Origin of the sequence: Bacillus sp. FSL R5-0585 (genome assembly GCF_038004545.1) — a bacterium.
GTDB lineage: Bacteria > Bacillota > Bacilli > Bacillales > Bacillaceae_G > Bacillus_A > Bacillus_A cereus.
On record NZ_JBBORJ010000001.1, the window covers coordinates 545,186 to 567,928 of the forward strand.

Here is a 22,743-nt window from a genome sequence, read left to right on the forward strand (position 1 = left end):
GTTGCATTCTACTTTTAATGATTATATACTACTGTTAGTACCTAGTCATAAAAATGGATGGTGCGGTATGAAAAAAAGAAGAAGTAAAAAAGAAAGACAAGAGTTATTACAACAAACAATCGAATCAAATCCTTTTATTACGGATGAAGATTTAGCGGAAAAATTTCAAGTGAGTATACAAACAGTACGACTTGATCGTATGGAATTGTCTATTCCTGAATTAAGAGAGAGAATTAAACATGTAGCTACAAAGCAACATGAAGAAGATGTGAAATCTTTACCGTTAGAAGAGGTTGTTGGAGAAATTATTGATATTGAATTAGATAGACATGCAATCTCTATCTTTGAAGTAAAGGTAGAACATGTATTTAAAAGAAATCAAATTGCCCGTGGGCATCATCTGTTTGCGCAAGCAAACTCACTAGCTGTTGCGGTTATTGATGAAGAATTAGCTTTAACTGCAAAGTCTACCATTCGATACATTCGCCCTGTAAAATTAGGAGAGCGTGTTGTTGCAAAAGCGCGCGTTGAAGATGTAGAGAATGAGAAGGGACGGACGGTTGTCAAAGTGCGTAGCTTCGTTGGAGAAGAACTTGTTTTTACAGGCACTTTTGAAATGTATCGATCTAGTAATTATAGTGAGGAAGGTAACAACTTATGAAAATCGCAATAGATGCAATGGGCGGAGATCACGCTCCAAAGGCTGTAGTATTAGGGGCAATGAAAGCTATTAAGGAATATTCTGATTTACATATTACGTTAGTAGGGAAAGAAGAGGAAATTCGTCAATACTTAACGAGTGATGAACGAATTACTATTCTTCATACAGACGAAAAAATAGAATCAACGGAGGAACCAGTAAGAGCGGTTCGTCGAAAAAAACAAGCTTCAATGGTGCTTGCGGCACAACAAGTAAAGGATGGAGAAGCAGACGCTTGTATATCCGCAGGTAGTACAGGAGCTTTAATGGCAGCTGGATTATTTGTTGTCGGTCGTATGGAAGGAATTGAGCGACCAGCTTTATCGCCTACAATGCCGACTGTAGATGGAAAAGGTTTTGTTATGTTAGATGTTGGAGCAAATGTTGATGCAAAACCAATTCATTTATATCAATATGCAGTAATGGGATCTGTTTATGCTGAGAAGGTAAGAGGAATTGAAAATCCTCGCGTTGGACTATTAAACGTTGGAACAGAGGATGGAAAAGGAAACGAGCTTTCAAAGCAAGTATTTGCAATGCTTAAAGATGCGCCAATTAATTTCGTTGGGAACGTTGAATCAAGAGATTTATTGCAAGGTGTAGCAGATGTTGTTGTATGTGATGGTTTTACAGGGAATGTAGCGTTGAAATCATTAGAGGGAACAGCACTTGCGCTATTCTCTATGTTGAAAGAACAGTTAATGAGTTCATTTACGAGCAAATTAGCAGCGGCGGTATTAAAGCCAAAACTTATGGTATTAAAAGATAAAATGGATTATTCGGAGTATGGAGGAGCTGCATTATTTGGATTGAAAGCACCTGTCATTAAGGCTCACGGTTCTTCTAATGACCAGTCGGTATTTAGTGCGATTCGTCAAACGAGAGAAATGGTAGCGAAAGAAGTAATTCCTACGATTTCAAGCGTAATGGAGAAAGAGTCACTCCAATAAGAGGAGGATTTGAAATGGGAAAAATAGCATTTCTTTTTCCGGGCCAAGGTTCACAGGCAGTTGGAATGGGTAAACAATTAGCAGAGAATAATAAAGAGGTTGCAAAAGTGTTTGCAAAAGCAGATGAGGTGTTGGAAGATTCACTTTCAGAAGTGATTTTTGAAGGACCGCAGGAAAAGCTTACATTAACAACAAATGCGCAGCCTGCATTATTAACAACGAGTTTTGCTATTTTGACAGCTTTGAAAGAGTATGATATTACACCAGACTTTGTTGCTGGTCATAGTTTAGGTGAATATAGTGCTCTTGTAGCAGCTGGTGCATTAACTTTTGAAGATGCTGTATATGCTGTAAGGAAACGTGGCGAATATATGGAAGAAGCTGTTCCGGGCGGAGAAGGCGCAATGGCAGCTATATTAGGTGCTGACCCACATATGCTGAAACAAGTTACAGAAGAAGTAACAAGTGAAGGATATGCAGTGCAAATCGCTAATATGAATAGTACGAAGCAAATTGTGATTTCTGGAACGAAGCAAGGCGTAGAGGTTGCTTCTCAAAGAGCGAAAGAAAATGGTGCAAAGAGAGCGATTCCACTAAAAGTAAGTGGGCCATTCCATTCTTCACTTATGAAGCCGGCAGCTGAGAAGTTCCAAAGTGTTTTAAATGAAATTACAATTCATGACACGAATATTCCTGTTATTGCAAATGTTACGGCGGAAGTTATTACACGTGGTGCAGACATTCAAGAAAAGTTAATCGAACAGCTTTATTCGCCTGTATTATGGTACCCGTCTATTGAATATATGGTGAACCAGGGAGTAGATACATTTATTGAAATTGGACCTGGAAAAGTACTTGCTGGACTTATGAAGTCAATTGATTCATCAGTAAAAGCATATGCGATATACGATGAAGAGACATTAAAAGATACCATTTCAAATTTGAGAGGAGAAAACTGATGTTAAAAGGGAAGGTAGCATTAGTAACTGGCGCTTCACGTGGAATTGGTCGCGCGATTGCGATTGATTTAGCGAAACAAGGGGCAAATGTAGTAGTAAATTATGCTGGTAATGAACAAAAAGCAAATGAAGTAGTAGATGAAATTAAAAAATTAGGTTCTGATGCAATTGCGGTAAGAGCAGATGTTGCAAATGCTGATGATGTTACAAATATGGTGAAACAAACAGTAGATACATTTGGACAAGTTGATATTCTTGTAAATAATGCTGGTGTAACGAAAGATAATTTATTAATGCGTATGAAAGAAGAAGAATGGGATACAGTTATTAATACAAACTTAAAAGGTGTATTCTTATGTACAAAAGCAGTATCTCGTTATATGATGCGTCAACGTCACGGTAGAATTATAAACATCGCTTCGGTTGTTGGTGTTATAGGAAACCCAGGACAAGCTAACTATGTTGCTGCTAAAGCAGGTGTTATTGGATTAACAAAAACATCTGCAAAAGAGTTAGCAAGTCGAAATATTACAGTGAATGCAATTGCGCCGGGCTTTATTGCGACTGATATGACGGATGTACTAGATGAGAATATTAAAGCCGAAATGTTAAAAGTTATTCCAGCTGCTCAATTTGGTGAAGCGAAAGATATCGCGAATGCTGTAACGTTTTTTGCTTCTGATCAAAGCAAATATGTTACAGGTCAAACGTTAAATGTTGATGGCGGTATGGTAATGTAATAAAAGAATCGATTTCACCTAGTTTTTTTGGTCAATATTTAATATAATATTTGAGGGGAGGTGAATGGAATGGCAGATGTTTTAGAGCGCGTAACAAAAATCATCGTTGATCGTTTAGGAGTAGAAGAGACTGAGGTAGTACCAGCTGCAAGCTTCAAGGAAGATTTAGGAGCAGACTCCCTAGATGTAGTAGAACTTGTAATGCAATTAGAAGATGAATTCGAAATGGAAATTTCTGATGAAGATGCTGAAAAGATTGCTACTGTTGGCGATGCTGTGACTTACATAGAGAGTCATCTATAATGCTTAAGTGAAGTCCCGTTTTTTAGCGGGGCTTTCTGGCTTATATCTGGAGGGACCTATGCCGTACCGAAAATATAGAGAAAAAAAATACGAAACAAAATATCGTGAAGCATTTAAAGTGTTTCAAGAAAAGATAGGTATTACGTTTACAGATGAAAAATTATTGATTCAAGCATTTACGCATTCATCGTATGTGAATGAGCATCGAAAAAAACCGCATGAAGATAATGAGCGTCTTGAATTTCTTGGAGATGCAGTATTGGAACTGACTGTATCGCAGTATCTGTTTCAAAAATATCCGACAATGAGCGAAGGAGAGTTAACAAAATTACGTGCAGCTATTGTATGTGAGCCATCTCTTGTTCGTTTTGCGAACGAATTGTCATTTGGTAGCCTTGTTTTATTAGGAAAAGGTGAAGAAATGACAGGTGGACGTGAACGACCAGCTTTATTAGCGGATGTCTTTGAAGCGTTTATTGGTGCCCTTTATCTTGATCAAGGGCTAGAAACAGTTTGGGAATTCTTAAAAGAAATTGTATATCCGAAAATTAATGAGGGTGCTTTTTCTCATGTGATGGATTATAAGAGTCAGTTGCAAGAATTGATTCAGCGTGATGGCAGTGGCAATGTTGAGTATCAAATTTTGCAAGAAAAAGGACCAGCTCACAATCGAGAATTTGTGTCACGTGTTACGTTAAATAACGTAGCTTTAGGTCTTGGTAGTGGTAAGTCGAAAAAAGAAGCAGAGCAACAAGCTGCTGCAGAAGCATTGAAAAAATTAAAAGAACAACTATAAGGAATCCCCCTTTGAATGAGGGGGATTCCTTGTGCATAGAATGAAACTTTCTTTTTGTTTATAATGAAAAAGAAGGTAAATCCGTATAATACTTGTTTTTGTATAGAGAACATTTATAACGACGGAGAATAGGAGGAAGGCCTTTCGTGTTTTTAAAAAGATTAGAAATAGCAGGGTTTAAGTCTTTTGCTGAGCGTGTATCTGTTGATTTTGTCCCAGGTGTAACTTCTGTAGTAGGACCTAATGGAAGCGGGAAAAGTAATATTACTGATGCAATTCGCTGGGTACTTGGTGAACAATCTGCAAAATCATTACGTGGTGCAAAGATGGAGGATATTATTTTTGCAGGCAGTGATACGAGGAGAGCGGTTAATGTTGCTGAAGTAACAATAACTTTAAATAATGAAGATCAACGTTTACCAATTGAATACAATGAGGTGTGTGTAACACGTCGTGTATCTCGTTCAGGTGATAGTGATTTTTATATTAATAAACAATCATGTAGATTGAAAGATATTATCGATTTATTTATGGACTCTGGTATGGGAAGAGAAGCTTTTTCAATTATTAGCCAGGGGAAAGTGGAAGAGATTTTAAGTAGTAAGTCAGAAGAGCGTCGAGGTGTATTTGAAGAAGCGGCAGGCGTACTAAAATACAAACTTCGCAAAAAGAAAGCTGAAGGGAAATTAGCAGAAACACAAGAAAACTTAAATCGTGTACAAGATATAATTCATGAATTAAGTAGTCAAGTAGAACCTTTAGAAAGACAAGCTTCTATTGCGAAAGATTATCTTGAGAATAAAGAAGAATTAGAGAAAGTAGAAGCTGCGCTTATTGTCCATGAAATTGAAGAATTGCACGAGAAATGGGAAGCGCTTCGAAATCAGTTTGGGCATAATAAAAACGAAGAAGCTAAAATGTCAACGAATTTACAAAAAAGTGAAGAAGAGCTTGAGGAATTACGAGGACAATTACAAGCGGTAGACGAGTCTGTAGACTCGTTGCAAGAAGTACTTCTTCTTTCTAGTAAAGAGCTAGAAAAACTAGAAGGGCAGCGTGAGTTGTTAAAAGAAAGAAAGCAAAATGCTACGACGCATTGTGCGCAACTTGAGCAGTTAATTGTTGAATTAACAGAGAAAGCTAAAAGTTACGATGGTGAGATTGAGTCAAGTACAGAAGCTTTAATGCAATTTGTGAATGAAGTAAAAGAGTTGGAGCAAAAATTGCATGATAATGAGCAACTGCTTGCTACTTTTGCTGACAATTTAGAGGAACAGATTGAGAATTTAAAAGGTGACTATATTGAGCTTTTAAATCAACAAGCTAGTCATCGTAATGAATTATCTATGATTGAAGAACAATCGAAACAGCAAACGTCTAAAAACGAGCGTCTAGATGAAGAGAATGCGAAATATGTAGAAATGCGTATGGAAATTACAGCGAAAAAGACGAAACTTGTAGAAAGTTACGAACAAGCGAAAGAAAAAGTAGCTGGCATTCTCTCAAATATACAGAAGACAGAGGCGGCGCTTGGGAAATGTAAGACGCAGTATAGTGAAAATGAAACAAAACTGTATCAAGCATATCAATTTGTGCAACAGGCACGTTCTCGAAAAGAAATGCTTGAAGAGATGCAAGAAGATTATTCTGGATTCTATCAAGGTGTACGTGAAGTATTGAAAGCTAGAGAAAATAGGTTGCAAGGTATCGAGGGTGCTGTTGCGGAACTGTTAACGGTACCGAAAGAATACGAAGTTGCAATGGAAATCGCTCTAGGTGCAGCGATGCAGCATATTGTTGTACAAACAGAGGAACATGCTCGTAATGCGATTGCATTTCTAAAGCAAAATAAACATGGACGTGCAACGTTTTTACCGCAAGCTGTTATTAAAAGCAGATCGTTATCATTTGAGCAATTACGCATTGCAAATCAACACCCATCGTTTGTAGGGGTGGCGGCAGAACTTGTGCAGTACAACAATAAATATGAAAATGTAGTTTCAAATTTATTAGGTACTGTTATTGTTGCGAAAGATTTACGTGGAGCAAATGAGTTGGCGAAACAACTGCAATACCGTTATCGCATTGTAACAATCGAAGGTGACCTAGTGAATCCTGGCGGTTCTATGACTGGTGGGGCGGTAAAGCAAGCGAAATCTTCTTTATTAGGACGCCAACGTGAACTGGAAGAGTGGACTCGCAAGTTAACTGATATGGAAGAAAAAACAACGAAGTTAGAAAACTTTGTTAAAGCAGTAAAACAAGAGATTCAAGAAAAAGAAGTGAAAATACGTGAACTAAGGCAAACTGTAGAAGCAGATCGTGTAGATGAGCAGAAATTAAGAGAAGAGATTAATCGTTTAGAATTAGAAGAACATCGTATTAATGATCGATTGTCTATTTATGATTTAGAGATTGAAGGGTTTTTACAAGATCGAGTAAAAATGCAAGGGCGTAAAGAGGAGTTAGAAGGGATTTTAACGAATCTTCAAGCTGATATCACTAAGTTAGATAGTAAAATTGTAGCTTTAACAAAACAAAAAAGTGAGCAACATTCTTCGAAAGAAAAAGTTCAAAAAGAAATGACGGAGTTAAAAGTGCTGGTAGCTGAAAAGCAACAACGCTTATTTAATCAAAAAGAAAAAGTTGAACGATTGACGAAGGAAAAAGAAGAAACGGATGCGACACTTGTAAAAACGAAAGAGGATTTAGCGTTCTTAAAACAAGAAATGACATCTAATTCAAGTGGTGAAGAGCAAATTACGAATATGATTGAGAAGAAAGCATATGATCGTAATCAAACTTCAGAATTAATTCGCTCTCGTCGTGAACAACGTGTATCGTTGCAAGAGAGGGTAGAACATTTAGAGCGCAATTTGAAAGAAACGACAGGTAAACATAAATATATTCTTGAAATGTTGAAAGATCAAGAAGTGAGAATAAATCGACTTGATGTAGAGTTGGAAAATAGATTACAACATTTACGTGAAACATATACGATTTCATTTGAAGCGGCAAAACTAAAATATACAATGACAATGCCTGCAGAAGATGCGCGTAAGAAAGTAAAATTAATCAAATTATCTATAGAAGAGTTAGGTACAGTGAACCTAGGGGCAATTGATGAATATGAACGTGTAGCGGAGCGTCATACATTCTTACTAGAGCAGAGAGACGACCTAGAAGAAGCGAAAGCGACATTGCACCAGCTTATTACCGAAATGGATGAAGAAATGAAAAAACGCTTTTCTACTACGTTTGAAGGCATTAGAATGGAGTTTCAATCGGTATTCTCTGAATTATTTGGAGGCGGTAGAGCGGATTTAGTAATGACTAATCCAGAGGATTTACTAAATACGGGTATTGATATTGTAGCACAACCGCCAGGGAAGAAACTGCAGAACTTAGGTTTACTTTCAGGTGGAGAGCGTGCTTTAACAGCAATTGCGCTTTTATTTGGTATTTTAAAAGTACGCCCAGTACCATTCTGTGTACTAGATGAGGTAGAGGCAGCTCTTGATGAGGCGAATGTAGCTCGTTTTGCACAGTATTTAAAGAAATTCAGTAATGAGACGCAGTTTATTGTAATTACACATAGAAAAGGTACAATGGAAGAGTCTGATGTGTTGTACGGTGTAACAATGCAAGAATCAGGGGTATCTAAACTTGTTTCGGTTCGTTTAGACGCCGGAGAAGAACTTATTGCAAGTGAATAGGAAGGATGGGAAAGTATGAGTTTTTTTAAAAAACTAAAAGAAAAAATTTCAAAACAAACGGATACAGTTACAGAGAAATTTAAACAAGGATTAGAAAAAACGAGAAATTCATTTGCGGATAAAGTGAATGATTTAGTGTATCGTTACCGTAAAGTGGACGAAGATTTTTTCGAAGAGTTAGAAGAGATCTTAATCGGTGCAGACGTTGGCGTTGCGACGGTAATGGAATTAATTGACCAATTGAAAGAAGAAGTACAACGTCGTAACATTCAAGATCCAAAAGAAGTACAAGCTGTTATTTCAGAAAAACTAGTAGGAATTTACAAAGGCGACAGCGATTTTAGTAACGAAATTAATATACAAGAGGACCAATTAACGGTTGTTTTATTTGTTGGTGTTAATGGTGTAGGAAAAACGACGACAATTGGTAAACTGGCGCATAAGTTTAAATCAGAAGGTAAGTCAGTCCTATTAGCGGCAGGAGACACATTCCGTGCTGGAGCGATTGAACAATTAGAAGTATGGGGCGATCGCGTTGGTGTAGAAGTGATTAAACAAGGATCTGGATCTGATCCAGCGGCGGTTATGTATGACGCTGTACAAGCTGCGAAAGCACGTAAGGTAGATGTATTACTATGTGACACAGCAGGACGCTTGCAAAATAAAGTAAATTTAATGAAAGAATTAGAGAAGGTGAAGCGTGTAATTGAGCGTGAAGTACCAGGTGCTCCTCATGAAGTATTACTTGTTATTGATGCAACAACAGGACAAAACGGTTTAAGCCAAGCGAAAACATTCCGTGAAGCAACGAATGTAACTGGTATTGTTTTAACGAAGTTAGATGGAACTGCTAAAGGTGGTATTGTATTAGCGATTCGTAACGAAATGGATGTACCAGTGAAGTTTGTTGGATTAGGAGAGCAAATGGATGACTTGCAACAGTTTGATCCAGAACAATATGTGTATGGTTTATTTGCGAACTTAGTAGAAACAGAAGAAGTATAAGTGAAAGGAGCGGTATTTCCGCTTCTTTTTCTATAAAAAATATATGATGTTAAGAAAAAAACTTGACACTCTTTTGGACTACATGTAAACTAATTCATGTAAAGGGAAATCACTTAACAAAGGATGATCCAACATGCTCGAAAAAACAACGAGAATGAACTATTTATTTGATTTTTATCAATCGTTGTTAACGCAAAAACAAAGAAGTTATATGTCGCTTTATTATCTAGATGATTTATCTCTTGGTGAAATTGCGGAAGAATTTGATGTAAGTCGCCAAGCCGTGTATGATAACATTAAACGGACTGAAGCGATGCTTGAAGAATATGAAGAAAAATTAGTATTACTTCAAAAGTTTCAAGAGCGACAGCGACTTGTTGCAAAGCTAAAACAGCTAATCAGCGAAGAAGAGCATGTGAATGAAGAAATGAAACAAGTTGTTGAAGCTATCGAAAAATTAGATTAGGAGGGCGGCAATATGGCATTTGAAGGATTAGCCGACCGACTTCAACAGACAATGCAAAAAATCCGCGGCAAAGGAAAAGTTTCTGAAGCCGATGTGAAAGAAATGATGAGAGAAGTTCGTCTAGCTCTTTTAGAAGCAGATGTTAACTTTAAAGTAGTAAAAGATTTTGTGAAGCGTGTGTCTGAACGTGCTGTCGGACAAGATGTAATGAAAAGTTTGACACCTGGACAACAAGTAATTAAAGTTGTACAGGAAGAACTTACAGAACTTATGGGCGGAGAGCAAAGCAAAATTGCTGTTGCTAATAAGCCACCGACTGTTATTATGATGGTTGGTCTGCAAGGTGCGGGTAAAACAACGACGACAGGTAAGCTTGCGAATTTGCTTCGTAAAAAGCATAACCGTAAACCGATGCTTGTTGCAGCGGATATTTACCGTCCAGCAGCGATTAAACAGCTTGAAACATTAGGGAAGCAATTGGACATGCCTGTATTCTCTTTAGGAGATCAAGTAAGTCCTGTTGAAATTGCGAAACAAGCGATTGCAAAAGCAAAAGAAAATCATCACGATTATGTTTTAATCGATACAGCGGGTCGCCTGCATATTGATGAAGAACTAATGGATGAATTAGCGAAAGTGAAAGAAGTTGCGAAACCGGATGAAATTTTCCTTGTTGTCGATGCGATGACGGGACAAGACGCGGTAAATGTTGCGCAAAGTTTCCATGAACAGTTAGGTTTAACAGGTGTTGTATTAACGAAATTAGATGGTGATACGCGCGGTGGTGCTGCATTATCTATTAAGGCTGTAACAAACACGCCGATTAAATTTGCTGGTATGGGTGAAAAACTAGATGCAATTGAAGCGTTCCATCCAGAGCGTATGGCATCCCGTATTTTAGGGATGGGCGATGTCTTAACATTGATTGAAAAAGCGCAAGCTACAGTTGATGAAGAGAAAGCGAAAGAACTTGAGCAAAAAATGCGTACGCTTTCGTTTACGCTTGACGATTTCCTAGAACAACTTGGACAAGTGCGTCAACTTGGGCCGCTTGATGAATTGTTAGGAATGCTTCCTGGTGCAAATAAAATTAAAGGGCTGAAAAATGCACAAGTTGATGAAAAACAAATTGGGCATATTGAGGCAATTATTCGTTCTATGACTAAATTAGAACGAGAACAACCGGAAATAATCAATGCTAGTCGCAAAAAGCGCATTGCCAAAGGTAGCGGTACAACTGTACAAGAAATCAATCGTCTAATTAAACAATTCGATGACATGAAAAAAATGATGAAGACGATGACGGGAATGCAAAAAGGTAAGAAAAAAGGACTAGGTGGATTGAAGTTTCCATTCATGTAAGGAAAAAAAGATGGCTCTGTTAAGAAAAAATACTTTACAAAGCAATAGTCTTTTTGCTAATATAATTATCTGTGTGAAATAAATTCGGAGGTGCTTTATAAATGGCAGTTAAAATTCGTTTAAAACGTATGGGAGCTAAAAAAACTCCTTTCTATCGTGTAGTTGTTGCAGATTCTCGTTCTCCTCGTGACGGACGTTTCATTGAGGAAATCGGAACTTACAATCCAGTTGCTCAACCAGCTGAAGTTAAGATCAACGAAGAAGCAGCATTAAAATGGTTAGGAAATGGTGCTAAACCATCTGATACAGTTCGTAACTTATTCTCTAACCAAGGTATCATGGAGAAATTCCACTTATCTAAACAAGGTAAGTAATTGAGGCAATGACTATGAAGAAGTTAGTCGAGACGATTGTCAAGCCTCTTGTCGATTATCCTGAAGATGTAAAAGTTACACAGGAACTTTGCAACGGAGAGATAAAGTATCGATTAACTGTACATCCTGAGGATGTTGGAAAAGTCATTGGAAAGCAAGGGAGAGTTGCGAAAGCGATTCGAATGCTCTTGTATTCAGTGGGACATCATAATGATGAAAAAGTAACACTGGAAATTCAATAAACGTAAAAAAGGGCGAGGAGTTATTCCTCTCCCTTTTTTAACATTTAAATAGAGAGTGCATGTTCCATCTGTGAAATGGAGATGCTTAATTTATATAGAAACCAGGGGTGACATACTATTTATGACAAAATGGTTTAACGTAGGGAAAATTGTAAATACTCATGGCGTAAGAGGAGAAATCCGTGTTATTTCTCGTACTGATTTTCCAGAAGAGCGATATAAAGTAGGAAACACGTTATACATATCGAATGAGAAAGGCACAGACTACCTTCCGGTAAAGGTAACTTCTCATCGCCAACATAAGACATTCGATTTATTAACATTTGAAGGATATAACAATGTAGATGAAGTAGAGAAGTTTAAAGGTTCTTTAATAAAAGTACCAGAAGAGCAGTTAGGTGAACTTGCTGAAGGTGAATACTACTATCATGAAATTATTGGTTGCAGTGTTGTAACGGAAGAAGGAGAAGCGCTAGGGACAATCAAAGAGATTCTATCTCCTGGTGCAAATGATGTTTGGGTAATTAAACGCCCGAAGGGTCAAGATCTCTTAATTCCTTATATCGATGACGTTGTACTTCAAGTTAATATTGAAAATAAATTAGTAACCATTCATGTAATGGAAGGGCTGCTATAATGAAAATTGATATTTTAACGTTGTTCCCAGACATGTTTACCGGTGTATTTGGATCTTCTATATTAAAGAAGGCACAAGAAAAAGAAGCGGTAAACCTTCGTGTTGTTAACTTTCGTGATTATACAACAAGTAAGCATAATAGCGTAGACGATTATCCTTACGGCGGAGGAGCTGGTATGGTGCTTACACCTCAGCCTATTTTTGATGCTGTAGAAGATTTGACGAAAGAGACAGAGCGTAAGCCTAGAGTTGTCTTAATGTGTCCGCAGGGCGAAAGATTTACGCAGAAGAAAGCGGAAGAGCTTGCGGGGGAAGAACATTTGATCTTCGTATGTGGGCATTATGAAGGGTATGACGAACGAATTCGTGAGCATCTCGTAACGGATGAGATTTCTATTGGTGACTATGTATTAACGGGCGGAGAATTAGCCTCTATGGTTATTACTGATAGTGTTGTACGTCTCTTGCCAGGTGTGCTAGGAAATCATGCTTCACAAGTAGAGGATTCGTTTAGTACAGGTTTATTAGAGCATCCTCATTATACACGTCCGGCTGATTTTCGTGGTATGAAGGTACCGGATGTATTAATGTCAGGGAATCATAAAAACATTGATGAATGGCGACATAAGGAATCTTTGCGTCGAACGTATACGCGTAGACCTGATTTGTTAGATGAGAGAGAGTTATCTAAACAAGAGAAAAAATGGCTTGAGGAAATAAAGCGAGAGCAGTAATAACTTCATATATTTGCTATTGCAACAGGCCTAGTAATATGCTATTATAACATTTGTGCTACTGAAATCAGTAGCCGTATTAACGATGTTCCGCTGTAATTTATTAAGACTTTATAAGAGCATCTGTTTAAAGGAGAGAATTTAATATGCAACAATTAATCGCAGAAATTACAAAAGGCCAATTAAAAACTGACCTTCCTTCATTCCGTCCTGGTGACACTTTACGTGTACACGTAAAAGTTGTTGAGGGAACTCGTGAAAGAATTCAGCTTTTCGAAGGTGTTGTAATTAAACGTCGTGGTGGCGGAATCAGTGAAACATTCACAGTTCGTAAGATTTCTTACGGTGTAGGTGTTGAGCGTACATTCCCAGTTCACACGCCAAGAATCGCGAAAATCGAAGTACTTCGCCGTGGTAAAGTACGTCGTGCTAAGTTATACTACTTACGTAACCTTCGCGGTAAAAAAGCACGTATTAAAGAAATTCGATAAGACATGTATGGGAGCTTGTAAATGCACAAGCTCCCTTTTTCCAATCTATATGAAATTTTGGTATAATACGAGCAGTTTACATAACCGTGGAGGGGAAATGCATGAAAAAAGAGAAGAGTTCACTTTGGGAATGGATTAAAGCAATTTTGATTGCTGTTGTATTAGCTGGTGTTATTAGACAGTTTTTCTTTGCGCCAATTCTCGTAGACGGGGTATCGATGGCACCTACTTTACATGATCGTGATCGAATGATTGTGAATAAAATTGGTTATCACATTGGAGATCCAAAACGCTTTGATATTATCGTATTTCGAGCAACAGAAGATAAAGATTACATTAAGCGCATTATAGGCCTGCCAGGCGATGAAATAGAGTATCGTAATGATAAACTGTATGTTAACGGAAAAGCTTATGAGGAGCCGTATTTAGACAAGCAGAAAAAGCAAATTGCTGACGGACCGCTTACATATGATTTTAATCTTGAAGAAATGACAGGCAAGAAAACCGTTCCAAAAGATCAATTATTTGTTTTAGGTGATAATCGTCGTTTTAGTAAAGATAGCCGTTCAATCGGTACGATTTCAATGGATCAAGTAATTGGTAAAGCTAATATGTTATATTGGCCGTTAGAAGACGCACGTATTGTGAAATAAATGAAAAAGAAGGTGGCAACATGGTAATTCAATGGTTTCCAGGGCATATGGCGAAGGCTAGACGCCAAGTAACGGAGAAATTAAAATTAATTGATGTTGTAATTGAACTTGTAGATGCTCGATTACCATTATCATCTCGAAACCCAATGATTGATGAAATCATTACACATAAGCCAAGGCTTGTTGTTTTAAATAAAGCGGATATGGCGGATGATCGTTTAACAAAACAATGGATCGCATATTTTAAAGAAAACGGCCATATGGCAATTTCGATTAACGCGCAAGCTGGACAAGGTATGAAGGAAATTGCAGCAGCTTGTAAAGTGCTTGTTAAAGAAAAATTTGATAAGATGGTTGCAAAAGGTATTAGACCGAGAGCGATTCGTGCATTAATTGTAGGTATACCAAATGTTGGTAAATCTACATTGATTAATAAATTGGCAAAGAAAAATATTGCTAAAACAGGGGATCGTCCAGGTGTGACAACAGCTCAACAATGGATTAAAGTTGGGAAGGAAATGGAATTGTTAGATACACCAGGTATTCTGTGGCCTAAATTTGAAGATCAATTAGTGGGTCTTCGTTTAGCGACAACGGGTGCAATTAAAGATTCAATTTTAAATTTACAAGATGTAGCTGTTTACGCATTACGTTTTATGGAGAAACATTATCCAGAACGCTTGAAAGAACGCTATAATTTAAATGAGATTCCAGAAGATATTGTGGAATTATTCGATGCAATTGGAAAAAATAGAGGCTGCTTAATGGGCGGCGGAATGATTGATTATGATAAGACATCTGAGCTTGTGCTTCGTGAGCTTCGTGGTGGCAAACTTGGAAAAATGACGTTTGAAACACCGGAAGAGTTTGCAGAGCAAGTAGAAGATGTGGAAAAAATAGAAGAAGTATAAGACGTGCGTTTGTGCGTCTTTTCTTTTTGGATATGTTTAAAAAGGAGCTTGTATAAATGCAAACTATAACGATAAAAGAAGCGGAAAATGTATTGAAAGAAATTATGAATGAAGAAGATGATCGCTTTCAACTGTTAATGAAAGATGATCGAAAAGGTGTTCAAAAGCTCGTTTTGAAGTGGTATAAACAAAAAGAGTTAGAACAGAAAGAAAAAGAGAAGTTTTTTGAAATGTCCAAGTATGAAAATGCTTTGCGTGAAAAAGGGGTCACATATATCGCGGGTATTGATGAAGTAGGGCGCGGGCCATTGGCTGGGCCTGTTGTGACGGCAGCTGTCGTTCTTCCTGAGGATTTTTATATTCCAGGGTTAAATGATTCGAAAAAGTTGAGTGAAGCGAAACGTGAGCGTTTTTATGATGAAATAAAAGTACAAGCAATTGCAATTGGAGTAGGAATTGTATCGCCGCAAGTTATTGATGACATTAATATTTACCAAGCAACGAAACAAGCGATGTTAGATGCAGTTGCGAATTTATCTTGTACACCCCAACATTTATTAATTGATGCGATGAAACTTCCTACACCAATTCCGCAAACATCAATTATTAAAGGTGATGCGAAAAGTGTTTCGATTTCAGCCGCATCCATTATCGCAAAAGTAACGAGAGATCGTATGATGAAAGAACTGGGAGAGAAGTATCCTCAATATGGATTTGAGCAACATATGGGATATGGCACAAAGCAACATTTAGAGGCAATTCAAGTGCATGGAGTATTAGATGAACACCGAAAGTCATTCGCGCCAATTAAAGATATGATTCAAAAATAAGCTGTAAATATACAGCTTATTTTTTTATTTTGGCATATAAACATTACTATTTCCGAAAAAGAATAAAGCGATTTCAGTTTTCTGACACTTTATTGTAGACAGCGTGCCAATCATCTTATACAATGGCAATGTAATGTTTTTTAAACATTAAAAAACTTTTCGAGTAAAACAGGAAAACAGGGGAGGATGGGACCATGAATATCCATGAGTACCAAGGTAAGGCAGTCCTTAGAAGCTATGGGGTTAGCGTTCCGAACGGGAAGGTTGCATTTACAGTAGAAGAAGCTGTAGAAGCGGCGAAAGAATTAGGAACAGATGTATGTGTAGTGAAAGCACAAATTCACGCTGGTGGACGCGGCAAAGCTGGCGGAGTAAAAGTTGCAAAAAATTTAGATGAAGTTCGTACATATGCAGAAAGCATTTTAGGAACTACACTTGTGACACATCAAACAGGTCCTGAAGGTAAGGAAGTAAAACGCTTACTTATCGAAGAAGGTTGCGATATTAAAAAAGAATATTATGTAGGTCTAGTTTTAGATCGTGCAACTTCTCAAGTTGTTTTAATGGCGTCTGAAGAAGGCGGAACAGAAATTGAAGAAGTAGCAGAAAAAACACCTGAAAAAATCTTTAAAGAATATATTGATCCAGCAGTAGGCTTACAAGGTTTCCAAGCGCGCCGAATCGCATTTAACATCAATATTCCAAAAGAGCTTGTAGGACAAGCTGTGAAGTTTATGATGGGCTTATACCGTGCGTTTATCGAAAAAGATTGCTCTATCGCTGAGATTAACCCACTTGTTACAACAGGTGAAGGTAAAGTTATGGCATTAGATGCAAAATTAAACTTTGATTCTAATGCATTATATCGCCATAAAGACATTTTAGAACTTCGTGATCTTGATGAAGAGGATTCAAAAGAAATTGAAGCTTCAAAATACGACTTAAACTACATTCCTTTAGATGGAAATATCGGTTGTATGGTTAATGGTGCAGGTTTAGCGATGGCTACAATGGATATCATTAAACATTACCACGGTGACCCAGCTAACTTCTTAGATGTTGGTGGCGGTGCAACTGCAGAAAAAGTTACAGAAGCATTCAAAATTATCCTTTCTGACAAAAATGTAAAAGGTATCTTTGTTAACATTTTTGGTGGCATTATGAAGTGTGATGTTATTGCAGAAGGTGTTATTGAAGCAACGAAACAAGTAGGTCTTGAGTTACCTTTAGTTGTACGTCTTGAAGGTACAAACGTAGAACCAGGTAAGAAAATTTTAAATGAGTCTGGCTTAAATATTGTTGCAGCAGAATCTATGGCAGACGGTGCACAAAAAATTGTTTCACTAGTGGGCTAATAGAAAGCGGGGGAGAAAAATGAGCGTATTAGTTAATAAAGATACAAAAGTTATTGTTCAAGGTATTACAGGTTCTCAAGGTTTATTCCATACAAAACAAATGATTGAATACGGTACGAAAATTGTCGGTGGTGTAACACCAGGTAAGGGCGGCACTGATATTGAAGGTGTACCAGTATTTGATACAGTAGAAGATGCAGTGAAAGCAACAGGCGCAAACGCTTCAGTTGTATACGTTCCACCCGCTTTTGCGGCAGATGCAATTATGGAAGCTGTTGATGCAGAAATTGATTTAGTAGTATGTATTACTGAAGGGATTCCTGTATTAGATATGGTAAACGTAAAGAGATATATGGCGGGTAAACATACACGTTTACTTGGACCAAACTGCCCAGGTGTAATCACACCGGATGAATGTAAGATTGGTATTATGCCAGGATATATTCATAAAAAAGGTCATGTTGGTATCGTATCTCGCTCTGGTACATTAACGTATGAAGCTGTACATCAGTTAACACAAGAAGGTATTGGCCAATCTACTGCTGTAGGTATCGGCGGAGACCCTGTTAACGGTACAGACTTTATTGATGCTTTAAAAGCATTTAATGAAGATGAAGAAACACATGCTGTAATTATGATTGGTGAAATCGGCGGTACAGCAGAAGAAGAGGCAGCTGAATGGGTAAAAGCTAATATGACAAAACCTGTTGTAGGCTTCATTGGTGGTCAAACAGCGCCTGCTGGCAAACGTATGGGCCATGCTGGTGCAATCATTTCTGGTGGTAAAGGAACTGCTGCTGAAAAGATTAAAACAATGGAAGCTTGTGGCATTAAAGTAGCTGAAACTCCAGCAGTTATGGGAGAAACGCTAATCTCTGTTTTAAAAGAAAAAGGTTTATTTGAGACTTGTAAAAACTATTAATCTGTTGAAAGACACCTTCTTACTTGAGGGTGTCTTTTTAGACTTTTTCTGTTTACATAATAAAAATTATGGGTAAGGAGAATCAAGATGAAAAGAGAGAGATTATTACATCTTCATTACTTGCTAGCAGATTATTGGAAAGCGATGAAGAGGCTACTATATGTCGATCCAGAATTAGAGAACATATATAATTTTAACGAAAAACAAATGGAACACTACACTGGAATATCCTCGAAAAAATCTTCAGAACTAGTAAAATTTCTTCAAAGTTCAAATCTTCCGCAATATATATCTTATTTAGAGAAAAATCGTATTTTTTATATAACGATATGGGATGAAAATTATCCGCAATTATTACGTGAAATACAAGATCCTCCCTTCGTTTTATATGGAAAAGGAGAGAAAGATTTCCTGAATAAAGTAAATAAATTAGCAGTTGTTGGAACGAGAGAACCATCATTATATGGTCATGAGAGTTTGAAGTTTATTTTACACCCTTTATTAGAAAGAGAGTGGCTTATTGTCAGTGGGTTTGCAAAAGGGATAGATACAATGTCTCATGAGATTACAGTAAGGCATCATTGCCCGACTATTGCGATATTAGGGCATGGATTGTCTTTTATGTATCCGAAAGAAAATAGACCTTTATATGAAATGTGGAAGGAATATATATTGTTATTGACAGAGTATCCGCCGCACTATGCACCGAAAAAATGGTATTTTCCAAAAAGAAACCGGATTATTAGTGGTATAAGTAAAGGTGTTTTAGTTGTAGAAGCGAAATCGAGAAGTGGAACACTTATTACTGCGGACCTTGCGTTAGAGCAAAGTAGAGAGGTATTTGCGCTTCCTGGACCTATATTTATAGAGGGGGCATCGGGAACGAATCATCTTATTCAGCAAGGAGCAAAACTAGTAAGAAATGCAGAAGATATCTTGGAAGAGATTTTAAATTAACCTTATATTTTTATGTTTTTATTAAACAATTATTGACAAATGGTAGATTGGCACTGTATGGTATATTCATTCTTGATTGACAAAAACAAGAGAAATCAATAAGATTAATGAAGACTTGAATCCACCTCTTAAGGAGGCACTAGCATGTCAGATTACCTCGTAATCGTGGAGTCGCCTTCTAAGGCGAAGACCATTGAGAAATATTTAGGGAAAAAATACAAAGTTGTCGCGTCTATGGGACATGTTCGCGATTTGCCAAAAAGTCAAATGGGGATAGAAGTAAAGAACAACTTCACCCCGAAGTATATTACCATTCGTGGTAAAGGTCCCGTCTTAAAAGATTTAAAATCAGCGGCCAAAAAAGCAAAGAAAGTCTATCTCGCGGCCGATCCAGACCGTGAAGGGGAAGCGATTGCTTGGCATTTAGCGAATACGTTAAATGTGGACGTTGAATCAGATTGTCGGGTTGTGTTTAATGAGATTACGAAAGATGCAATCAAAGAATCATTTAAACATCCTCGTGCAATTAATATGGATTTAGTGGATGCACAACAAGCAAGACGTATACTTGATCGTCTTGTTGGTTACAATATTAGTCCTTTATTATGGAAGAAAGTAAAAAAAGGATTAAGTGCAGGACGTGTACAATCTGTAGCAGTTCGTTTAATCATCGAGCGTGAAAGGGAAATTCAAAACTTTGAACCTGAAGAATTCTGGACAATTAAAACAGAATTTGTAAAAGGGAAAGACACATTTGAAGCAAGCTTTTACGGTGTAGATGGTGAAAAAGTTCAATTAACAAATGAAACGCAAGTGAATGAAATAATTGAACAGATGAAAGAGAATGCGTTTTCAGTTGAAAATGTAACGCGCAAAGAGCGAAAACGTAACCCTGCATTACCGTTTACAACATCTTCCTTGCAACAAGAAGCAGCCCGTAAGTTAAACATGCGAGCAAAGAAAACAATGATGCTTGCACAGCAATTGTATGAAGGGATAGATCTTGGAAAACAAGGAACTGTAGGTCTTATTACGTATATGAGAACTGATTCAACACGTATCTCAGAAACAGCTCAAACAGAGGCTCGTACTTACATCACTGAAGCGTATGGTACGGAATACATAGGAACAGAAAAGAAGAAAGAAACGAAAAAGTCAAATGCACAAGATGCGCATGAGGCAATTCGTCCTACTTCGGTAATGAGAAAGCCAGAGGAACTAAAAAGTTTCTTAGGTCGTGATCAACTTCGATTATATAAATTGATTTGGGAGCGATTTGTTGCAAGTCAAATGGCGTCTGCTATAATGGATACTGTGACAGCGAGACTCATTAATAACAATGTTCAGTTCCGTGCAAGTGGATCGGTTGTAAAGTTCCCAGGATTTATGAAAGTGTATGTAGAGTCAAAAGATGATGGTGCTGAAGAAAAGGATAAGATGTTGCCGCCTTTAGAAGTAGGGGAAACTGTATTTTCAAAGGATTTAGAACCAAAGCAACATTTTACACAACCTCCTCCGCGCTATACAGAGGCTCGCCTAGTAAGAACACTTGAAGAACTTGGAATTGGAAGACCGTCGACATATGTACCTACACTTGAAACGATTCAAAAGCGTGGGTATGTAGGCTTGGATAATAAACGCTTCGTTCCGACTGAACTTGGTGAAATAGTAATTGAACTTATTTTAGAGTTTTTCCCAGAAATTATTAACATTGAATTTACTGCCAATATGGAGCAAAGCCTTGATGAAGTAGAAGAAGGAAATGCGAATTGGGTAAAAATTGTTGATGATTTCTACGTAGGTTTTGAACCGCGTTTAGAAAAAGCGGAAAAAGAAATGCGTGAAGTGGAAATTAAAGATGAACCAGCTGGGGAAGATTGTGAATTATGTAATCACCCAATGGTCTTTAAAATGGGTAAATACGGGAAATTTATGGCTTGCTCGAATTTCCCAGATTGTCGTAATACAAAGCCGATTGTGAAAGAAATCGGTGTTACTTGTCCAAAGTGTGATAAGGGTCAAATTATTGAACGCCGTAGTAATAAAAAGAAACGTCTTTTCTATGGGTGCGGTACGTATCCGGAATGCGACTTTGTATCTTGGGATAAGCCAATTGGTCGTAAGTGTCCGAAGTGCGAAGGCATGCTTGTAGAGAAAAAGTTGAAAAAAGGCGTGCAAGTACAATGTATTTCGTGCGATTATGAAGAAGAACAACAAATGTGAGCGTAACTGCTCACATTTTTTTCGGGAAGAAAAGGAAAGGTGATATAAATGACAACACAAGTAGTAAACGTCATTGGCGCAGGTCTTGCAGGAAGTGAAGCAGCTTACCAAATTGCAAAACGTGGTGTCCAAGTTAGATTATATGAAATGAGACCGGTAAGGCAAACGCCAGCTCATCATACAGATAAATTCGCTGAATTAGTATGTAGTAACTCACTTCGTGCAAACACTTTAACAAATGCAGTTGGAGTTATTAAAGAGGAAATGCGCTTAATGGATTCTGTAATTATTCGTGCGGCGGATGAGTGCTCTGTACCAGCTGGAGGCGCTTTAGCTGTAGACCGTCATGAGTTCGCAGCTAAAGTAACAGAATACGTAAAGAACCATCCAAATGTAACTGTAATGAATGAAGAAATTACAGATATTCCAGAGGGACCGACAATTATTGCTACAGGTCCATTAACATCTCCTGATCTTTCTGCAAAATTGAAAGAATTAACAGGAGAAGATTATTTCTACTTCTATGATGCTGCAGCCCCAATCGTAGAAAAAGACAGCATTGACATGAATAAAGTATATTTAAAATCGCGTTATGACAAAGGTGAAGCTGCATATTTAAATTGCCCAATGACAGAAGAAGAGTTTGATCGTTTTTATGAGGCTCTAATTGCTGCTGAGACAGTGCCTTTAAAAGAGTTTGAAAAAGAAATTTTCTTTGAAGGTTGTATGCCAGTAGAGGTTATGGCAAGTAGAGGAAGACAGACGTTAGTATTTGGACCTATGAAACCTGTTGGATTGGAAGATCCAAAAACAGGGAAAACGCCATATGCTGTTGTTCAGTTACGTCAAGATGATGCAGCGGGAACTTTATACAATATCGTAGGTTTCCAAACACATTTAAAGTGGGGACCGCAAAAAGAAGTGCTACAGTTAATTCCAGGATTGGAAAATGCAGAGATTGTACGTTATGGTGTAATGCATCGTAATACGTTTATTAATTCACCTAATTTGCTTCGTCCAACATATCAATATAAACAACGGGATGATTTATTCTTCGCTGGTCAAATGACTGGAGTAGAGGGATATGTTGAATCAGCAGCATCAGGATTATTAGCAGGAATTAATGCTGCGCGTCTTGTGCAAGGTGAAGAGCCAGTTGTATTACCGCCAGTAACTGCGATGGGTAGCATGGCAAATTACATTACGGCAACGAACGCTAAAAACTTCCAACCGATGAATGCGAACTTCGGTCTATTTGCACCGTTAGAGAAGAAGATTAAAAAGAAAGCAGAACGAAATGAAGCGTACGCAGCACGCGCTTTAGAAACGATTCGAAATTTTGTAAATATTTAGTTAAATTTCTTGCAAAGGCTACTAAGTTGTGATACGATTTAGTAGCCTTTATTGAGGTGAGTTG

At 37.6% G+C, this 22,743-nt stretch carries 23 protein-coding genes; all 23 read left to right on the plus strand.

Features of this window, described 5'->3' with window-relative positions; all coding sequences use genetic code 11:
- Nucleotides 1-67: 67 nt before the first annotated feature.
- Complete coding sequence (fapR, locus tag MKY38_RS03050) at nt 68-661, plus strand: transcription factor FapR (protein WP_065222965.1); 594 nt, start codon at nt 68-70, stop codon at nt 659-661.
- The gene (plsX, locus tag MKY38_RS03055) at nt 658-1,650 is read left to right on the plus strand and encodes a phosphate acyltransferase PlsX (RefSeq protein ID WP_000684101.1); all 993 of its coding nucleotides are present in this window, start codon (nt 658-660) and stop codon (nt 1,648-1,650) included. Before fapR ends, plsX begins: the two co-directional genes overlap by 4 nt.
- A 14-nt stretch (nt 1,651-1,664) precedes the next feature.
- Nucleotides 1,665-2,609 carry an ACP S-malonyltransferase gene (fabD, locus tag MKY38_RS03060; RefSeq protein ID WP_000515899.1) on the plus strand — a complete coding sequence of 315 codons (945 nt, stop codon included), beginning with the start codon at nt 1,665-1,667 and terminating at the stop codon, nt 2,607-2,609.
- Nucleotides 2,609-3,349 (plus strand): 3-oxoacyl-[acyl-carrier-protein] reductase, encoded by a 741-nt coding sequence (gene fabG, locus MKY38_RS03065; RefSeq protein WP_000911773.1) that lies wholly within the window; start codon nt 2,609-2,611, stop codon nt 3,347-3,349. Before fabD ends, fabG begins: the two co-directional genes overlap by 1 nt.
- Nucleotides 3,350-3,418: 69 nt before the next feature.
- Nucleotides 3,419-3,652 carry an acyl carrier protein gene (gene acpP / locus MKY38_RS03070; RefSeq protein WP_000786062.1) on the plus strand — a complete coding sequence of 78 codons (234 nt, stop codon included), beginning with the start codon at nt 3,419-3,421 and terminating at the stop codon, nt 3,650-3,652.
- A gap of 58 nt (nt 3,653-3,710) precedes the next feature.
- A complete protein-coding gene (gene rncS / locus MKY38_RS03075) occupies nt 3,711-4,448 on the plus strand; it encodes a ribonuclease III (RefSeq protein WP_001146875.1) in 738 nt (245 codons plus the stop codon).
- Between the two features lie 146 nt (nt 4,449-4,594).
- Nucleotides 4,595-8,164, plus strand: coding sequence for a chromosome segregation protein SMC (gene smc / locus MKY38_RS03080; protein ID WP_341048047.1), 3,570 nt, complete (start codon nt 4,595-4,597; stop codon nt 8,162-8,164).
- Between the two features lie 15 nt (nt 8,165-8,179).
- Entirely contained in the window at nt 8,180-9,169 is a 990-nt protein-coding gene (gene ftsY, locus MKY38_RS03085) for a signal recognition particle-docking protein FtsY (protein WP_000007654.1), read from the plus strand.
- 133 nt (nt 9,170-9,302) lie between these two features.
- Nucleotides 9,303-9,635 carry a putative DNA-binding protein gene (locus MKY38_RS03090; protein WP_000891062.1) on the plus strand — a complete coding sequence of 111 codons (333 nt, stop codon included), beginning with the start codon at nt 9,303-9,305 and terminating at the stop codon, nt 9,633-9,635.
- A gap of 12 nt (nt 9,636-9,647) precedes the next feature.
- Nucleotides 9,648-10,997, plus strand: a complete 1,350-nt coding sequence (ffh, locus tag MKY38_RS03095; protein ID WP_341048051.1) for a signal recognition particle protein — start codon at nt 9,648-9,650, stop codon at nt 10,995-10,997.
- A gap of 101 nt (nt 10,998-11,098) precedes the next feature.
- A complete protein-coding gene (gene rpsP, locus MKY38_RS03100; protein ID WP_000268750.1) occupies nt 11,099-11,371 on the plus strand; it encodes a 30S ribosomal protein S16 in 273 nt (90 codons plus the stop codon).
- 14 nt (nt 11,372-11,385) lie between these two features.
- A complete protein-coding gene (locus tag MKY38_RS03105) occupies nt 11,386-11,613 on the plus strand; it encodes a KH domain-containing protein (protein WP_000737401.1) in 228 nt (75 codons plus the stop codon).
- 121 nt (nt 11,614-11,734) lie between these two features.
- Entirely contained in the window at nt 11,735-12,250 is a 516-nt protein-coding gene (gene rimM, locus MKY38_RS03110; protein ID WP_000170278.1) for a ribosome maturation factor RimM, read from the plus strand.
- Complete coding sequence (gene trmD / locus MKY38_RS03115) at nt 12,250-12,984, plus strand: tRNA (guanosine(37)-N1)-methyltransferase TrmD (protein WP_000686903.1); 735 nt, start codon at nt 12,250-12,252, stop codon at nt 12,982-12,984. The genes rimM and trmD overlap by 1 nt, the downstream gene beginning before the upstream one ends.
- 146 nt (nt 12,985-13,130) lie before the next feature.
- Complete coding sequence (gene rplS / locus MKY38_RS03120; protein WP_001186516.1) at nt 13,131-13,475, plus strand: 50S ribosomal protein L19; 345 nt, start codon at nt 13,131-13,133, stop codon at nt 13,473-13,475.
- A 101-nt stretch (nt 13,476-13,576) separates the two neighbouring features.
- A complete protein-coding gene (gene lepB / locus MKY38_RS03125) occupies nt 13,577-14,128 on the plus strand; it encodes a signal peptidase I (protein WP_000711853.1) in 552 nt (183 codons plus the stop codon).
- A 20-nt stretch (nt 14,129-14,148) separates the two neighbouring features.
- Entirely contained in the window at nt 14,149-15,039 is an 891-nt protein-coding gene (gene ylqF / locus MKY38_RS03130; protein WP_065222967.1) for a ribosome biogenesis GTPase YlqF, read from the plus strand.
- Nucleotides 15,040-15,095: 56 nt separating this feature from the next.
- A complete protein-coding gene (locus MKY38_RS03135) occupies nt 15,096-15,869 on the plus strand; it encodes a ribonuclease HII (RefSeq protein ID WP_001193513.1) in 774 nt (257 codons plus the stop codon).
- 194 nt (nt 15,870-16,063) lie between these two features.
- On the plus strand, nt 16,064-17,224 hold the full coding sequence (gene sucC / locus MKY38_RS03140; protein WP_341048053.1) for an ADP-forming succinate--CoA ligase subunit beta: 1,161 nt from the start codon (nt 16,064-16,066) through the stop codon (nt 17,222-17,224).
- Between the two features lie 19 nt (nt 17,225-17,243).
- On the plus strand, nt 17,244-18,146 hold the full coding sequence (gene sucD / locus MKY38_RS03145; protein WP_000115178.1) for a succinate--CoA ligase subunit alpha: 903 nt from the start codon (nt 17,244-17,246) through the stop codon (nt 18,144-18,146).
- Between the two features lie 87 nt (nt 18,147-18,233).
- The gene (dprA, locus tag MKY38_RS03150; RefSeq protein WP_065222968.1) at nt 18,234-19,103 is read left to right on the plus strand and encodes a DNA-processing protein DprA; all 870 of its coding nucleotides are present in this window, start codon (nt 18,234-18,236) and stop codon (nt 19,101-19,103) included.
- Between the two features lie 144 nt (nt 19,104-19,247).
- A complete protein-coding gene (gene topA / locus MKY38_RS03155) occupies nt 19,248-21,326 on the plus strand; it encodes a type I DNA topoisomerase (RefSeq protein ID WP_001286964.1) in 2,079 nt (692 codons plus the stop codon).
- Between the two features lie 48 nt (nt 21,327-21,374).
- Nucleotides 21,375-22,679: an FADH(2)-oxidizing methylenetetrahydrofolate--tRNA-(uracil(54)-C(5))-methyltransferase TrmFO gene (trmFO, locus tag MKY38_RS03160; protein ID WP_000213002.1), complete on the plus strand. Its 1,305-nt coding sequence runs from the start codon at nt 21,375-21,377 to the stop codon at nt 22,677-22,679.
- Nucleotides 22,680-22,743 lie beyond the last annotated feature (64 nt).

Excerpts from the sequence above, each read along its gene's own strand:
- rpsP (WP_000268750.1), top strand. The coding sequence starts at position 11,099 with ATGGCAGTTAAAATTCGTTTAAAACGTATGGGAGCTAAAAAAACTCCT.
- ffh (WP_341048051.1), top strand. The coding sequence starts at position 9,648 with ATGGCATTTGAAGGATTAGCCGACCGACTTCAACAGACAATGCAAAAA.
- trmD (WP_000686903.1), top strand. The coding sequence starts at position 12,250 with ATGAAAATTGATATTTTAACGTTGTTCCCAGACATGTTTACCGGTGTA.
- fabD (WP_000515899.1), top strand. The coding sequence starts at position 1,665 with ATGGGAAAAATAGCATTTCTTTTTCCGGGCCAAGGTTCACAGGCAGTT.
- ftsY (WP_000007654.1), top strand. The coding sequence starts at position 8,180 with ATGAGTTTTTTTAAAAAACTAAAAGAAAAAATTTCAAAACAAACGGAT.
- rplS (WP_001186516.1), top strand. The coding sequence starts at position 13,131 with ATGCAACAATTAATCGCAGAAATTACAAAAGGCCAATTAAAAACTGAC.
- sucD (WP_000115178.1), top strand. The coding sequence starts at position 17,244 with ATGAGCGTATTAGTTAATAAAGATACAAAAGTTATTGTTCAAGGTATT.
- fapR (WP_065222965.1), top strand. The coding sequence starts at position 68 with ATGAAAAAAAGAAGAAGTAAAAAAGAAAGACAAGAGTTATTACAACAA.
- rncS (WP_001146875.1), top strand. The coding sequence starts at position 3,711 with ATGCCGTACCGAAAATATAGAGAAAAAAAATACGAAACAAAATATCGT.
- MKY38_RS03105 (WP_000737401.1), top strand. The coding sequence starts at position 11,386 with ATGAAGAAGTTAGTCGAGACGATTGTCAAGCCTCTTGTCGATTATCCT.
- MKY38_RS03090 (WP_000891062.1), top strand. The coding sequence starts at position 9,303 with ATGCTCGAAAAAACAACGAGAATGAACTATTTATTTGATTTTTATCAA.
- trmFO (WP_000213002.1), top strand. The coding sequence starts at position 21,375 with ATGACAACACAAGTAGTAAACGTCATTGGCGCAGGTCTTGCAGGAAGT.
- topA (WP_001286964.1), top strand. The coding sequence starts at position 19,248 with ATGTCAGATTACCTCGTAATCGTGGAGTCGCCTTCTAAGGCGAAGACC.
- fabG (WP_000911773.1), top strand. The coding sequence starts at position 2,609 with ATGTTAAAAGGGAAGGTAGCATTAGTAACTGGCGCTTCACGTGGAATT.
- lepB (WP_000711853.1), top strand. The coding sequence starts at position 13,577 with ATGAAAAAAGAGAAGAGTTCACTTTGGGAATGGATTAAAGCAATTTTG.
- rimM (WP_000170278.1), top strand. The coding sequence starts at position 11,735 with ATGACAAAATGGTTTAACGTAGGGAAAATTGTAAATACTCATGGCGTA.
- dprA (WP_065222968.1), top strand. The coding sequence starts at position 18,234 with ATGAAAAGAGAGAGATTATTACATCTTCATTACTTGCTAGCAGATTAT.
- MKY38_RS03135 (WP_001193513.1), top strand. The coding sequence starts at position 15,096 with ATGCAAACTATAACGATAAAAGAAGCGGAAAATGTATTGAAAGAAATT.
- plsX (WP_000684101.1), top strand. The coding sequence starts at position 658 with ATGAAAATCGCAATAGATGCAATGGGCGGAGATCACGCTCCAAAGGCT.
- acpP (WP_000786062.1), top strand. The coding sequence starts at position 3,419 with ATGGCAGATGTTTTAGAGCGCGTAACAAAAATCATCGTTGATCGTTTA.
- ylqF (WP_065222967.1), top strand. The coding sequence starts at position 14,149 with ATGGTAATTCAATGGTTTCCAGGGCATATGGCGAAGGCTAGACGCCAA.
- sucC (WP_341048053.1), top strand. The coding sequence starts at position 16,064 with ATGAATATCCATGAGTACCAAGGTAAGGCAGTCCTTAGAAGCTATGGG.